The organism is Micromonospora sp. CNZ322 (assembly GCF_007827755.1).
The window spans coordinates 117,999-131,494 of record NZ_VITD01000005.1; the positions used below are offsets into that span (position 1 = coordinate 117,999).

The following is a 13,496-nucleotide window of genomic DNA, read 5'->3' on the forward strand; positions in this document are numbered from 1 at the left end:
GTTGAGCCCTGGGTCACATCAACTTTTCGCCACTGTCACCCGTCTTCTCCTCCGCGCCGCCGCCGAGCGACGCGCGAGGGGAGAGACATGTCGACGAAGGCTACCCGCCGCTGGGGTCGCGCCTCGATGGCGTCGCTGCTGGTGGTGGCGCTGCTCACCGGGTGCGGCCTGCCCGCCGCCGGGCAACCCGCCACCGACCCGGTCGCCGCCGGGCCGCTGCCCGATGGACCGGCGACACCTGTCGGTCGGCCGACCGGGGCCGCCGAGGTCCGACCCAGTTCCGCGCCCGTCATTCCGGTCAGCTACCCCGCCACCGGCGGTAACCGCTGGTCGGTGGCACCCGGCGAGACGACCCCCGGGCGCGCGACGGCCGGCCGGTTGCTGCGCTACCGGGTCGCCGTGGAGCGCGACATCCGGGGCCTGCCGGCGAAGGACATCGCCACGGCGATCACCACGACGTTGAACGACCCACGCGGGTGGACGGCGGGCGGGGCGTGGCGGTTGCGCCGGGTCGGTGCCGGCGAACCGACCGACTTCACCATCTACCTGGCGACCCCCGGCACCCGCGACATTCTCTGCCAGGACGTGCCGGACGCCTACACCTCCTGTCGCAACGGTGGCCGGGTGGTGCTCAACGTGGCGCGCTGGGTCAAGGGGGTACCGGGTTACGGCGCGACGCTGGAGACCTACCGTCAGTACATGGTCAACCACGAGGTGGGGCACAAACTCGGGTACGGCCACGAGCGGTGCCCCGGGCGGGGCCGGCCGGCGCCGGTGATGCAGCAGCAGACGCTGGGCCTGCACGGCTGCACCGCGAACGCCTGGCCGTACCCGAAGGGCAAGGCCCGCTACAGCGGGCCGGTCGGGGCGTACGACGACGCGATCCCCCGGCGTGAGGGCGCGTACTCGGCGTCGTGAGGACGGCGTGCCCTCAGGTTTGCCGGCGGCGCTCCTGTTCGAGTCGCTCGTCCTGCCGGCCCATCTCGTAGATGGCGTTGAGACTGGTCGGCAATCGGCTGACGTTGTCGGGCACCGGGCCGGAATCCGGCTCCGGGCCGGAATCCGGTACGGGTCCGGGGTCCGGCCGGGGCGCGGCGACGGCAGGAACCGGGGCCCGGCGGCGCAGGAGCAGCAGCGCCAGCACCGCGAGGACCGCCACGACCAGCAGGTACGACGTGGGCGGCCAGGCATTGCGGGTGGGGTTGGCGAGCGCCGGCGGGACGGTCGGCGCGGGGGTGTCGCCGTCACGCGGCGGCACGGCGGCCTCACGGGTGCCGGTGCCCTCCCCGGCGGTGCGGCGATCGGGTGCCGCGGGTGCGGGGACACCACCGCCCGCCGACCGGGCGGGCTTGGGGATCGTGATGGGTTCCGCAGGGCTGGGCTGACCGGCGACCGGTGGCCGACTCGGCGTGGCCGCCCCGGTGGGGGTGTCACTCGGCGTCGGAGCGGCACTCGGCGTGTCGCCACCGAGCAGGTCGTCGACGATCCGGCCGACGCCGCCGACTATGTCACCGAGCGGATTGGTGGTGGCCGACGGGGACGGCGCGGGTGCGAGGGCGAGGGTCAGCGCGAGAACGACGACGGTAGGCATGACGCCACCTCCGATGTGCCGATATGCCACGCACCGTACCGCATCGTGGGATCGCGTGGGTGACACCGGCGCACCGGGGCGGGGACGCTTCTGGCGCTCGCCCCCGCCCGCGAATGTCGCTGATGGTCAGACCGGCAGGCCACCCACCTGAGTGGAGATCCACGATCGGATCGACGGCAGGTCGACGTAGATGGACGGGCCGGTGGCGCAGGTGGAGTTGTTGTTGCCGGCCCGGCTCGTGGCGCCGATCAGGTTCCACACTCCGTTGACCCGGCGCACCTGCGGTCCACCCGAGTCGCCGTAGCAGGCGCCGGAGTTGCCGTTGGTGTTGTTGGTGCAGATCTCGTACGGACCGTTGATGCCGGAGCACCGGCTGTCGGCCACAATGGACGTGTCGAGTTCATTGGCCACCGCCGGGGCCGAACCGCAGCCCCGCGGGGCGCAGGTCTGGCCCCAGCCGATGATCCGGGTGGCGGTACCGACCGCGCCGGAGGTGCTCGGGATCGGGGCCGGCGCGTACGTGACCGAGCTGCCCAGTTGCAGCAACTTGACGTCGACGCTCGGGTGGTTCACCGCCCGGGTCACCCGCACCACGGTCCCGCCGCTGGAACGGTTGATGCTGCCCACCCACACCGAGGACGGCGTCGAACAGTGCTTGGCGGTGACCGCCCAGTTGCCCTTGATCAGCGTGCCGGTGCAGCCTGAGACGTACACCATGAAGGGGTAGTTCTCCGTGGCCGGTCGGCCGCCGACCACCAGCGGACTGATGTCCGAGGCGCCGTTCCAGGTGTACGTCGTGCTGGCTGGCGCGGCCAGGGTGCCGGCGAACAGCGAGTTCACCCGGCTCGCCTCGGCGGCGCTGGGGTTCGCGTTGCGGCAGGAGACCGGTGCGCTGCTGCCGGACATCAGGTCGGAGCAGAGGCCGGTGCGCCGGTCCGGCAGGCCCAGGATGTGCCCGACTTCGTGGGTGGCGATGCGGGTGCGGTCGTAACCCTGGTTGACGGCCGTGCGGCCCATCCAGATCCGGCCCGAGCCGAGACCGGTCGGCTGCGCGCGGGGCCAGCCGTCGTCGACGTAGATGGTGATGCTGGCCGGGGTGCCGGCCAGGAGTCGGACGTTGCTGACCCGGCTGTTCCAGATCTGCGCCGCCTGGTCGAAGTTGGTGCGGAACTCGCCGGTCCGGCTCGCGTCGTAGTAGACGGTCCGGACGGCGGCGGCCGGCGTACCGGTGGCGAACTGCATCCCGGCCGCCGCCAGGATCGCCGCCAGCATGGCCAGCGCCGCGCGTCTCAGTTGTCCTCGGAACATCGGGTACTCCCCTGCGGTCGTCCGGCGGCCGTCGGCCACCGGTTCATCGATGCACGTAGATATTAATGTGACGGCGGTCGATGTTCGGCATAGCGGAAGCGTCATACCGGCGACGTGGACGCTGTTACCCAGCGGTTACGCCGCGGCGAAGCTCCCGTGCCGGGGCCGGACGACGGTGGCGGCAGAGGGTCACCGGCAGCGCCGCCGCGACGTGACCCCGGTACCGAACGGAGAAACCACAATGAGGATCAGGAGCGCACTGACCGCGTTGGCGGTAGTCCTCGCCGGGCTGGTCGCCAGCGCCGGCAGCAGCACCGCCGCGGGCACCACGACCGGAGCGGCGTACTGCGGGATCACCTGGGGCAGCGCGGAGAAGGCGGCCGGCGCGCTGAGCGGCGCCCCGCTGGTCGACGTACGGACCGGCCGGCACGACTGCTACGACCGGGTGGTGTTCGAGTTCAACGGCCCGGTCGACGGTTACGCGATCGGCTACGGCGAGACGTGGACCGAGGGCGAAGGGTTGGCGTTGTCGCCGTACACCGCCGGCGGGGCGCTGCTGCGGGTCTCGCTGCGGGCCCCGGCGTACGACGACGACCACCTGGGCACCGTGCCCTACGCGGTCGGCGAGCACGTGGGGAACCTGCTGCGCTACCCCACGCTGCGTGACGTGGTGTTCGGCGGCAGCTTCGAGGGCTACAGCACCTTCGCCGTCGGCGTACGGGCGCGGTTGCCGTTCCGGGTGCTCGTGCTCGCCGGTCCCGGCGCCCACAGCCGGGTGGTGCTCGACGTCGCCCACCAGTGGTGACCGGAACCGGCCGATCCGCTTGGCCGTCCGTCGAGGTGAGGCGGACGGCCAAGCGAGGCACTAACCCGGCTGGGCGCGGCGCGCCGTAGCGAACCGGCGTTGGTAGGCGGCCGGGCTGATCGACAGCTTCCGGGCGAAGACCCGCCGCATGCTCTCGTAGCTGGGGAAACCGGCGAGGGTCGCGGCCTGCGTCGCGCTGTGGCCCTGATCGAGCAACGCCCTCGCCATGTCGAAGCGGATGTTCTCCACGTAGCGGGCCGGCGTGGTGGACAACTCGTCGTGGAAGAGTCGGGTGAGCTGCCGGGTGCTCACGTTGAGGTGTCTGGCGAGTTCGGTGAGCGAGTGCTCGCCACGCGGGTTCGCCGTCACCACGTCGGTGATCGTCCGCAGCGCCGCCGAGCGGGGCGGCGGTCCCTGCAGCGGCGCGGAGAACTGGGACTGGCCGCCCGCACGCTGCATGTACACCACCAGGGCGCGTGCGACGTCGCGCGCCAGGTCGGGCCCATGGTCCTCCTCGACCATCGCGAGCGCGAGGTCGATGCCGGCCGTCACCCCTGCCGAGGTGTACGTGGTGCCGTCGCGAACGTAGATCGCGTCCGGCTCGACGCGGCACGCTGGATAGCGGGCGGCGAGCTCGTGCGTGACCTGCCAGTGCGTGGTCGCACGCTTCCCGTCGAGGACACCAGCGGCGGCGAGCACGAACGCCCCGGTGCAGATCGAGGCGACCCTCCCCGCCACCGCCGCCGGTAGGCGTACGGCGTCGGCGAGGTCGGCAGGCACCTGGGCGCGCGGAAAGTGGTCGGACCCGGCCACCAGGAGCGTGTCGAAGGCGGGCTCGGCAGCAACGGCACCGTCAACCGCCATCCGGACCCCGAGACTTGATGTGACATCCGCGCCGGTCGGCGACAACAGCACGATCCGGTAGTCGGCGCCGAAGCGGTTCGCCTCCTTGAACACCTCCGCCGGACCGGCGACATCCAACAACGTCACCCCGTCGTAGACGAAGATCGCGACGCGATGCGGGCCGGTGTTCAGCACCGCTCATTCGTAGCACGACGTTACCGACCGTGAACCGTGTCCGGATATGAGGGATTCCTGGCCGGACGAGGGCGGCGGCGTACGACGATCGGTGGGCAGCATGGAGGACGTCAGAACGTCCGCACACTGCCGAAAGGTCGGAGGACATGTCAGAGGTCATCGGGGGGTTGGAGATTCCTGAGACGGCGGCGGTAGCCGCAGCGACCAGGCACATCCAGGAAACCACCAGACCGGTCATTTACCACCACTCCCGGCGGGTTTTCCTCTTCGGTCTGATTCACGCTCGCAGGCTTGGCGTGACACCGGACCCGGAGCTGCTCTACCTGGCGGCCATGTTCCACGACACCGGCCTCCTGACCCCGTTCTCCGACGTCCAGCAGCGCTTCGAGATCGACGGCGCCGACCACGCGCGCGCGTTCCTTCTGGGCCGGGGTTTCTCGACCGCCGCCGCCGAGACCGTGTGGACGGCGATCGCGCTGCACACCTCGCCGGGTATTCCCGACCGGATGGGTCCGGAGATCGCCACCACGTACCTCGGCGTCCTGACCGACGTGCTCGGCCTCGGTCTGGACGGGCTGGAACACGATCAACTGGGCGACATCCTCGCCGCCCACCCACGAGGGGACTTCAAGAACGAGTTCCTGCGCGCCCACGTCGACGGGCTGAAGAACCGCCCGGAGACCACGAACGGCACCGTGAACTCCGACATCCTCGAACACTTCATTCCCGGCTTCCAGCGCGTGACGACTGTCGAACGCATCGTCGGTTCGCCCTGGCCGAGTTGATTGGACGCCCATGCGAGCGATCACCGTAAGCGACCGTGACGCGGGTGTCGGCGGGCTCAGCCTGACCGACATGCCGTACCCCCATGCCGCGGAGAACGACGTCATCGTGCGCGTCCACGCCGCCGGTTTCACCCCGGGCGAACTCACCTGGCCGGCGACGTGGACCGATCGCGCCGGCCACGACCGGACACCCAGCATCCCCGGGCACGAGCTGTCCGGAGTCGTTGTCGAACTCGGTTATGGAACCACCGGGCTCACCGTGGGCCAGCGGGTGTTCGGGCTGACCGACTGGGCGCGCAACGGATCCCTGGCCGAGTACACGGCGGTGGAGGCTCGCAACCTCGCTCCGCTCGCGGCCGACATCGACCACGCCGTGGCCGCGGCGCTGCCCATCTCCGGACTGACCGCATGGCAGGCACTGTTCGACCACGCCCACCTCGCGCCAGGCCAGACCGTCCTGATTCACGGTGCCGCGGGCGGCGTCGGCTCGATCGCCGTTCAACTCGCCCGGGAGGTGGGCGCCCACGTGATCGGCACCGGCCGGGCCGACGACCGTGATCTCGCGCTCGCTCTCGGCGCGCAGACCTTCGTCGACCTGGACGCCGACGACCTGCACCAGGTCGGCGAGGTGGACGTGGTGCTCGACGTCATCGGCGGCGAGATCCTCCAGCGATCGACCGACCTGGTACGCCCGGGCGGCACCGTCGTCACCATCGCCGCGCCGCCCACCGTTCAGCCGAAGGACGGGCGAGCCGTCTTCTTCGTCGTCGAGCCTGATCGCGTCCGGCTGATCGACCTCGCCCAGCGTCTGCGCAGCGGACGGCTCAAACCCATCGTCGGCGGCGTCCGGCCGCTGCACGAAACGGCCTCGGCGTTCGCCCGTCACCAGCGCGCACCGGGCAAGACGATCATCCAGGTCGCTGACGAACAGTGACTCAGACGTGCAGGGTGGGCCGATAGACGAGCTCCTGGGTGCGACCGTCCAGGGTCCGGCTCTCGATCAACTCCAGGTCGAAGTCGGCCGCTCCCTGGAAGATCGGCTCGGTGCCGGTCTGTCCGGTGATCACCGGGAAGAGCGTCACCTGGACGAGGTCGACCAGCCCGGCGGCCATCAGCGCCCGGTTCAACGACAGACTGCCGTGCGATCGCAGGGGCACGGCGGACTCCTCCTTGAGCCGGGCGACGACGTCGACCGCGTCACCGCGCACGACTGTCGCGTCCGGCCAGTCGAGGGGGCCTTCCAGCGTGTTCGAAACCACGGTCGCCGGGAGGTTCCTCATCTGGGTCACCCAGGCGTCGCGGACATCGGACTCCTCGGTGCTCGCGGCCAGCATCTGCGCGAACACCCGGTACGTGTTGGCCCCGAAGACCATGCGCTGCTCCGCGCTGTACACGGACAGGCGGTGCGCGAGCAGTTCGGGGCCCTGCTTACCCCAGTAGCCGCCCCAGTTGCCGCTGGTGGTTCCGAAGCCGTCGAGGCTGGAAAAGACGTCGATGGTGTAGGTAGCGGTCATGATGTTCTCCGTTCACGGGTGAGTTCGGTACGACGGGTCTGCAGGTAGGCGCGCTCGGTCTCGTTGGTGGCCAGTGCCGCGGCCTGGTCGTAGGCGGCCATGGCCTCGTCGTTCCGTCCGAGCCGCGCTAGCAGTTCGGCCCGGGTGGCGGGAAGCCGGTGATAGCTCGGGAGGTCGATGCCCTCCAGCGCGGCGAGGGCCACCGCCGGCCCGTGCACCTCGGCGACGGCGACCGCACGGTTGAGCGCCACGACCGGGGTCGGCGCGAGAGCGAGGAGTTGGTCGTACAGCGCCAGGACCTGCGGCCAGTCGGTGGCGGCGCCGTCGGTGTGCACAGCGCTGATCGCGGCCTGGATCTGGTACGGGCCGGGCCGGTTGCGGCGCAGGCATCGGCGGACCAGGTCGTGGCCCTCGGCGATGAGCGGCCGGTTCCACAGTGATCGGTCCTGGTCGGCCAGCAGCACCAGGTCGCCGGTCGGGCCGAGCCGGGCCGGGCGGCGCGCCTCGGTCAGCAGCAGCAGGGCGAGCAGGCCCAGGACCTCGGGCTCGTCGGGCATCAACGCGGCGAGTTCGCGGGCCAGCCGGATCGCCTCGGCGCACAGGTCCGTTCTGATCAACGGGCCGGCGGTGGACGCGTAGCCCTCGTTGAACATCAGGTAAAGCACCGCGAGGACGGGCGGCAGCCGGTCCGGCAGCTCATGTTCGGCCGGCACCCGGTACGGGATGGCGGCGTCGCGGATCTTCTTCTTGGCGCGCACGATCCGCTGGGCGACTGTCGCCTCCTGGACCAGGTAGGCACGTGCGATCTCCGGTACGTCGAGGCCGCCCAGCAGGCGCAGGGTGAGAGCCGTCCGCGCCTCCGGCGCCAGTGCCGGGTGACAGCAGGTGAAGATGAGTCGCAGCTGGTCGTCCCGCACCGGTCCCACCTCCGAGGGCTCATCCTGGTGATACAGCAGCAGGGCCTGGGCGTGCCGGGCCTCGCGGGTCGACTCCCGGCGAAGGCGGTCGACGGCACGGTTGCGTGCGGTGGTCACGATCCAGGCCCCCGGGTTCGGCGGCAGGGTCTGCCACTTCTGCAGCGCCGTGGTGAAGGCGTCCTGGACGGCCTCCTCGGCGAGGTTGATGTCGCCGAGGAGGCGGGCCAGGGTGGCGACGCAGCGGCCGTACTCCGCGCGGTAGATGCTCGCCAGGTCCATGTCGGGGAGACCGGCTGCGGGTCAGGCCTGGGACAGGTCGTCGAAGGGGCGCACCTCGACCGGGCCGCAGGCCGCCGCGCACCTCTCGGCCCAGGCCAGCGCCGCGTCCAGGTCCGCGCACTTGATGACCCAGAACCCGGCGATGTGCTCCTTCGTCTCGGCGAACGGCCCGTCGCTCATGGCTGTGGTGCCGTTCTCGACCCGGACGACGGTGGCGCTGTCCGGCGAGGTGAGTCCCCCGCCGAAGACCCAGGCGCCCGCGGCCTGCATGTCGTCGTTGATCCGGCCGGTCTCCCTGAACATGGTCTGCGTCTCCTCGTCGGACGGCGTCGGTGCGCCCTCGACGAAGTGCACGGACAGCAGGTACTGCTTCATGATGGTCCTCCGGTAGCTCGGTGGGATGGGAACAGGTCAGGCGGCCAGGCGGCGCGCGACGGCGGGGATCACGATCGCGGCCGCGACGAGGTGGGTGAGCATCAGCAGCGCCTTGGTGGCCGCCCCGGCGTCGGCGATCACGTCCGGCACCAGGGACAGCACCGTCAGCACCACTGTCGTGCGGACGAACGTGCGCCGGGGGCGCCGGGCAAAACGTGCCAGCGACGCGGCGATGGCCACGCCGATCAGCGAGAAGACTGCGGTCAGCACGCCGAACCCGGTCACGGGGATCGGGGCGCCTCCCAGCTCGAGGCTGATCCCGGCCAGGTGTCCGGCGGCGGCGACGGTCATGGTGGCGGCGCTCGCCGCGGCCGTGGCGACGACACCGGTCCGGATCACCGCACCGACGGTCGACGCGGTGGCGCGGGTCGTGTTCGCAGTGGCGGTCATCGTGCCCTCCAGTGGGTGTGCGGCCCGTCGCGATGCCGGGCTCTCACCAGGGCTACGAACTGAACCGCTCCCGATCGACAGCACGCCCAGAATTTTTGTCGACGAGTTCTGACTTCGAGGTCTCGGGACATAGCGGACGAGCCCGACCACCGATTCTGGCAGCTCGGCTGGTCGACATCCGACGGCACGCTGGCCGACGTGCGGTGCCGCCGCCACAACTCCGAGCGCGATCAGTAGCGAAGTTAGACGAACAGCGCCCAGAGAAGTGGAACGGCGACCACCGGCGCCGCGCACAAGGCGCCGATGCGCACCCAGGGCGGCAGGCCAGTTCTGAGGGCCAGGACGATGGCCGCTGTGCCGTAGCCGCCGGCCAGCAACGCGGTCGGCAACAGTGCCAACGGCTCGGGTCCGCAATCGGAGGGATCCTGCACGAAAGGGGGCCGGCAAGGCTCGGACGGAGCCATGGTCATGACAAGTGCCAGGCCCGACAGGCACATGATCGGCAGTAGCGGGACCGCCAACAGCGCTAGTGCGAAAGCTACCCCGGCACTGGTGCGCTGCGGCGTCGTCCCGCGCTCGCGCTTGTCGGCGCCGCCCCCGCTGCCACCGTCGGTCACCGTCGCCCCCGCAATGCCTCGGTGATCCGTTGTCACACCGGACCACTCGGATGCAATCTCGACACCCGCATAGTAGTGCGGTCTACACACCACGGACGGTGAGCAACGCCAGCAGGAGTCGACTGCGCGGCGGGGCGGGAGCGGACGACCCGTCAGTGGCACGGTAGCTGAGGGTGAGTGCCCCGCCTCGCCGATCATGGAGTTGTGGTGGGCGACAAAGTGAGCACCAGTCACCACTTTGGGCACCACACCTCCATGATCGACGCCGTCAACCTAAGCCTCGTCGGCCAGGTGCCAGACCTCCCGCATCGGGGCCCACCAGTCCCCCGATCCGGGCTCGGCGATCGACTCCTGACACGGGTCGGTCAGCTTCCACCACTCCTGTGTCTGCGGGTCCGCCGCGATCAGCCGCAGGTCGGCCTCGTAGTCGTCGCCCACGTACTCGTAGTAGCCGAAGAGCAGATCGTCGTGGAGGAAGATGGTGTAGTTGCGGAAGTTCGCCTCGCGCAGCGTCTTCTCCACGCTCGGCCAGACGGCGGCGTGCAACCGCAGGTAGGTTTCCCGCTGCTCGGGGCGGAGTCGGATCACGCAGCCATGACGTTTCACGTCGTGCCCTTTCGTGTGAGCTGGTTCAGGGGTGCCGAAGGCACCTGACCGTAGCGGTCGGACAGTGCCGGGAGGGGGCCAGCCGGCCCCCGATGTCGACCGTTTTGCCAGGACTACACACTGTGGCGCCGGGTCTACCCTCGGGTGATGGAGGGCCGCGTGTTGGTGGTCGAGGACGACTTCTCGATCCGGGAGGTCACCGCCCTCGGTCTGCGTCGCGCCGGTTTCCGGGTCGACACCGCGGTCGACGGACGGCAGGCCCTGGCCGCGTTCCGCGCCCACCCGGTCGACCTCATCGTGCTCGACATCATGCTGCCGGGTCTGGACGGTCTGGAGGTCTGCCGGGAGATCCGGCGGACCAGCCAGGTGCCAATCCTGATGCTGACCGCGCGCACCGACACCATCGACGTGGTGGTCGGGCTGGAGTGCGGCGCGGACGACTATCTGCGCAAGCCCTTCGACCTGCCCGAGCTGGTGGCCCGGGTTCGCTCGGTGCTGCGCCGGGTGAGCGTGCCAACCCCCTCGACCGTCATCGAGGTCGGCGGCCTGGAGATCGACCCGGGCGGCTTCGTGGTCCGCCGGCACGGCCGAGAGGTGGCGCTCACGGCCACCGAGTTCCGCCTGTTACTGGAGTTGGCCCGCCGGCCCGGTCAGGTCTTCACCCGGGAGCTGCTGCTGGACCTGGTCTGGAACCACGACTTCCTCGGCGACTCCCGACTGGTCGACGTGGCGGTGCAGCGGTTACGCGCGAAGGTCGAGGACGACCCGGCGCAGCCACGGCTGATCCGGACCGTACGCGGCGCGGGCTACAAACTGTCGACGGGCTGACGGGGGGGGCAGCGATGGCCGGACGCGCGGTGTTCCCCGGACGCCTGCGGCGCCGGCTGACGATCGCGTTCGTCCTGGTCGCCGGCGTCTCGGCCGGGCTGCTCGCCGGCGGGACCGGGCTGCTGCTGCGGCAGTCCTGGTTGGACGCGTCGCTGCACGAGGCCGCCGCCGACGCCCGCTACCAACTCGTTCTCGCTGGGCAGTTCCTGCCACTGACCGAGCAGCGCAGCACCGAACTGCTCACCAGCTTCGAGGCCAGCGGTCGGCACGTGCTGCTCGTCGACGGCCCGACCCACGCCTCGCACCCCGCGTACGCCCCGATGCTGGGGACCCGGTTGCGGGCCGTCGTCGCGGACGGGCGGCTCGGCTATCAGCGCTCCGCGCCGGAGGAGCGTCCTCGGCTGCTGGTGATCGGTGGGCGCATTCCCGGCTCGACCGCCGAGCTGTACGTCCTCACCGTGGAGGACGACGTCGCCACCGACCTGGGGCAGCTACGCACAGCGCTGGTGGCCGGCTGGGTGCTCGTGGTGTTGCTCGCCGCCGCGGTGGGTCACGCGTTGGCCCGCCGCACGTTGGAGCCGGTGGGCCGGGCCAGCCGGGCCGCCCGGGCACTCACCGAGGGACTGCTCGCCACCCGCCTGCCGGTACGCGGGCGCGACGAGTTCAGCGTCTGGGCGGCGACCTTCAACGAGATGGCCGAGGCACTGGAGTCGAAGATCGCGGCGCTGTCGGCCGCGCAGGCCCGCGAGCGGCGGTTCACCGCCGACGTCGCGCACGAGCTTCGTACCCCGGTGACCGCGTTGGTGGCCGCGGCGTCGCTGCTGCGCGAGCACCTCGACCAGTTGCCCGACGACGCCCGGCCGGCGGCCCGGCTGCTGGTCGGCGACGTGGTCCGGCTGCGCCGGTTGGTCGAGGATCTGATGGAGATCTCCCGGCTGGACGCCGGGCGGGAGCAGTTGGCCGTCGGGCCGGTCGACGCGTTGGCGCTGCTGCACGGCATCGTCGCGGCGCGCGGCTGGTCGCCGCGGGTGCGGGTCATCGGTGATCCCGTCGTGGCGCGCACCGACAGGCGTCGGCTGGAGCGCGTCCTGGCCAACCTGGTCGCGAACGCGGTCGAGCACGGCGGTGGCGAGATCACGGCCAGCGTGGCGGGCGCGGGTCCCCTGGTCGTCTTCGAGGTCACCGACGAGGGGCCGGGCATCCCGGCCGAGCATCTGCCCCGCGTGTTCGACCGGTTCCACCAGGTCGATCCGTCCCGCTCCGCGCCGGGCAGTGGGCTCGGGCTGGCCATCGCCCGGGAGCACGCCGAGCTGCTCGGCGGCGCGCTGAGCGTGCGCAGCGAACCGGGCGAGGGCACCCGGTTCCGACTGGAGCTGCCCGCTGACGGTCCCGCCGGCCCGCACGGTGACCTGCCGCGCCCGGGTCCGATTGGGCGTACCGCCGGCACGCCGGGCGGTGTGGGATGACCGGCCGCGGCACGGTCGGGTTGAGCGCATCGGCGCTGGTCGCGGCGCTCCTGCTCGGCGGCTGCGGCACTCCCCGCTCCGGTGACCTGGGCCCGGCGCCCACCGCGCCGCCGCCGAGCGTCGCACCCACCGACCGCCAGGAACCCACCCCGACCCGGGCTGCGGCACCGACGCCACCACCCACGAATCGGCCGCCGGCTCCGTCGACGGCGGCGTCCACCGGCACGCGCCGGGCAGGGCCGGTGACCATCGAGCTGTGGTACGTCCGCGCCGGGCTGCTCGTGCCGACCCGGCGCACCCGGCCGGCCACGCTCGCGACGTCCCGGCTGGCGCTGACCGAACTGGCCACCGGGCCGAGCCCGGCCGAGGCCGCCACCGGGATGACCACCCTGTTTCCGGCCGGCGTCGAGGTCACCCGCATCGCCGACGGCGTGGCGACGCTGCGGGTGCCGTCCGTCGGCGACCCGGCCACCCGTCGGCTGCGCGAGGCGCAGGTGGTGTGGACGCTCACCCAGTTTCCCAGCGTGCGTCAGGTCCGCCTCGACGGCGCGGCCCCGGTCGACCGGGCGGACTACGCGGACCTGCTGCCACCGATCGTGGTCACCGGCCCGATCCCCGGCGAGCGCGTCTCCGCCCCGCTCGTCGTCACCGGCACCGCCACCGTGTTCGAGGCCACGGTGAGTGTCCGGGTGCTGGACGCCGCCGGCCGGGAGGTGGCCACCGGTTTCGGCACCGCCAGTTGCGGCAGCGGCTGCCGGGGCGGCTACCGGGTCGTGGTCGGCTGGCGCCCGGTCCGCGAGCAGAAGGGCACGGTCGAGGTGTACGAGGTGTCCGCCGAGAACGGCGCGCGGATCAACACGATGGCCGTGCCGGTGGTCCTCTCCCCCGGCGGCTGACCACCCGTTCACCCGCCGGAC

At 71.5% G+C, this 13,496-nt stretch carries 16 protein-coding genes and 1 pseudogene; 7 read left to right on the top strand and 10 right to left on the bottom strand.

Annotated elements, in window-relative coordinates; genetic code table 11:
* Positions 1-87: 87 nt before the first annotated feature.
* Complete coding sequence (locus FB453_RS14485; protein ID WP_145790580.1) at positions 88-918, top strand: DUF3152 domain-containing protein; 831 nt, start codon at positions 88-90, stop codon at positions 916-918.
* Between the two features lie 13 nt (positions 919-931).
* Here FB453_RS14485 and FB453_RS14490 read toward each other — a convergent pair whose 3' ends face one another.
* From FB453_RS14490 to FB453_RS34870, 3 genes and pseudogenes are all read right to left on the bottom strand, one after another.
* A complete protein-coding gene (locus tag FB453_RS14490; protein WP_145790583.1) occupies positions 932-1,591 on the bottom strand; it encodes a hypothetical protein in 660 nt (219 codons plus the stop codon).
* A 126-nt stretch (positions 1,592-1,717) separates the two neighbouring features.
* The gene (locus FB453_RS34865; RefSeq protein WP_486480291.1) at positions 1,718-2,422 is read right to left on the bottom strand and encodes a S1 family peptidase; all 705 of its coding nucleotides are present in this window, start codon (positions 2,420-2,422) and stop codon (positions 1,718-1,720) included.
* Positions 2,423-2,425: 3 nt separating this feature from the next.
* Positions 2,426-3,004, bottom strand: a pseudogene (locus FB453_RS34870) (snapalysin family zinc-dependent metalloprotease); the annotation flags it as partial.
* A gap of 136 nt (positions 3,005-3,140) precedes the next feature.
* Here FB453_RS34870 and FB453_RS14500 point away from each other — a divergent pair.
* Positions 3,141-3,704 (top strand): AMIN-like domain-containing (lipo)protein, encoded by a 564-nt coding sequence (locus FB453_RS14500; protein ID WP_145790587.1) that lies wholly within the window; start codon positions 3,141-3,143, stop codon positions 3,702-3,704.
* A 60-nt stretch (positions 3,705-3,764) separates the two neighbouring features.
* On the opposite strand, the gene FB453_RS14505 is transcribed toward FB453_RS14500, so the two are convergent.
* The gene (locus FB453_RS14505; RefSeq protein WP_211326658.1) at positions 3,765-4,742 is read right to left on the bottom strand and encodes a GlxA family transcriptional regulator; all 978 of its coding nucleotides are present in this window, start codon (positions 4,740-4,742) and stop codon (positions 3,765-3,767) included.
* Positions 4,743-4,888: 146 nt separating this feature from the next.
* On the opposite strand from FB453_RS14505, the gene FB453_RS14510 reads away from it, so the two are divergent.
* Together FB453_RS14510 and FB453_RS14515 are read left to right on the top strand one after the other, a co-directional pair.
* A complete protein-coding gene (locus FB453_RS14510; RefSeq protein WP_145790589.1) occupies positions 4,889-5,527 on the top strand; it encodes an HD domain-containing protein in 639 nt (212 codons plus the stop codon).
* Positions 5,528-5,597: 70 nt separating this feature from the next.
* A complete protein-coding gene (locus tag FB453_RS14515; RefSeq protein ID WP_225855081.1) occupies positions 5,598-6,461 on the top strand; it encodes an NADP-dependent oxidoreductase in 864 nt (287 codons plus the stop codon).
* A 1-nt stretch (position 6,462) separates the two neighbouring features.
* Here the strand turns inward: FB453_RS14515 and FB453_RS14520 are convergent, their stop codons facing one another.
* The 6 genes from FB453_RS14520 to FB453_RS14545 form a co-directional block, all read right to left on the bottom strand.
* On the bottom strand, positions 6,463-7,041 hold the full coding sequence (locus FB453_RS14520) for a dihydrofolate reductase family protein (protein ID WP_145790594.1): 579 nt from the start codon (positions 7,039-7,041) through the stop codon (positions 6,463-6,465).
* A complete protein-coding gene (locus tag FB453_RS14525) occupies positions 7,038-8,237 on the bottom strand; it encodes a sigma-70 family RNA polymerase sigma factor (protein WP_145790596.1) in 1,200 nt (399 codons plus the stop codon). Before FB453_RS14525 ends, FB453_RS14520 begins: the two co-directional genes overlap by 4 nt.
* Positions 8,238-8,258: 21 nt before the next feature.
* A complete protein-coding gene (locus FB453_RS14530) occupies positions 8,259-8,612 on the bottom strand; it encodes a YciI family protein (RefSeq protein ID WP_145790599.1) in 354 nt (117 codons plus the stop codon).
* Between the two features lie 36 nt (positions 8,613-8,648).
* A complete protein-coding gene (locus FB453_RS14535; protein ID WP_145790601.1) occupies positions 8,649-9,062 on the bottom strand; it encodes a DUF6069 family protein in 414 nt (137 codons plus the stop codon).
* Positions 9,063-9,304: 242 nt separating this feature from the next.
* The gene (locus FB453_RS14540) at positions 9,305-9,679 is read right to left on the bottom strand and encodes a hypothetical protein (protein WP_145790604.1); all 375 of its coding nucleotides are present in this window, start codon (positions 9,677-9,679) and stop codon (positions 9,305-9,307) included.
* 273 nt (positions 9,680-9,952) lie between these two features.
* Positions 9,953-10,267 (bottom strand): L-rhamnose mutarotase, encoded by a 315-nt coding sequence (locus FB453_RS14545; RefSeq protein ID WP_225855080.1) that lies wholly within the window; start codon positions 10,265-10,267, stop codon positions 9,953-9,955.
* A 165-nt stretch (positions 10,268-10,432) separates the two neighbouring features.
* Here FB453_RS14545 and FB453_RS14550 point away from each other — a divergent pair, with 165 nt between their 5' ends.
* Genes FB453_RS14550 through FB453_RS14560 form a run of 3 tightly spaced genes read left to right on the top strand, consistent with a single transcriptional unit; the run spans position 10,433 to position 13,475 of the window.
* Positions 10,433-11,113 carry a response regulator transcription factor gene (locus FB453_RS14550; RefSeq protein WP_112587780.1) on the top strand — a complete coding sequence of 227 codons (681 nt, stop codon included), beginning with the start codon at positions 10,433-10,435 and terminating at the stop codon, positions 11,111-11,113.
* A 14-nt stretch (positions 11,114-11,127) separates the two neighbouring features.
* Positions 11,128-12,579 carry a sensor histidine kinase gene (locus tag FB453_RS14555; RefSeq protein ID WP_145790606.1) on the top strand — a complete coding sequence of 484 codons (1,452 nt, stop codon included), beginning with the start codon at positions 11,128-11,130 and terminating at the stop codon, positions 12,577-12,579.
* Positions 12,576-13,475: a Gmad2 immunoglobulin-like domain-containing protein gene (locus tag FB453_RS14560; RefSeq protein WP_145790609.1), complete on the top strand. Its 900-nt coding sequence runs from the start codon at positions 12,576-12,578 to the stop codon at positions 13,473-13,475. Before FB453_RS14555 ends, FB453_RS14560 begins: the two co-directional genes overlap by 4 nt.
* The last annotated feature ends 21 nt before the right edge of the window (positions 13,476-13,496 follow it).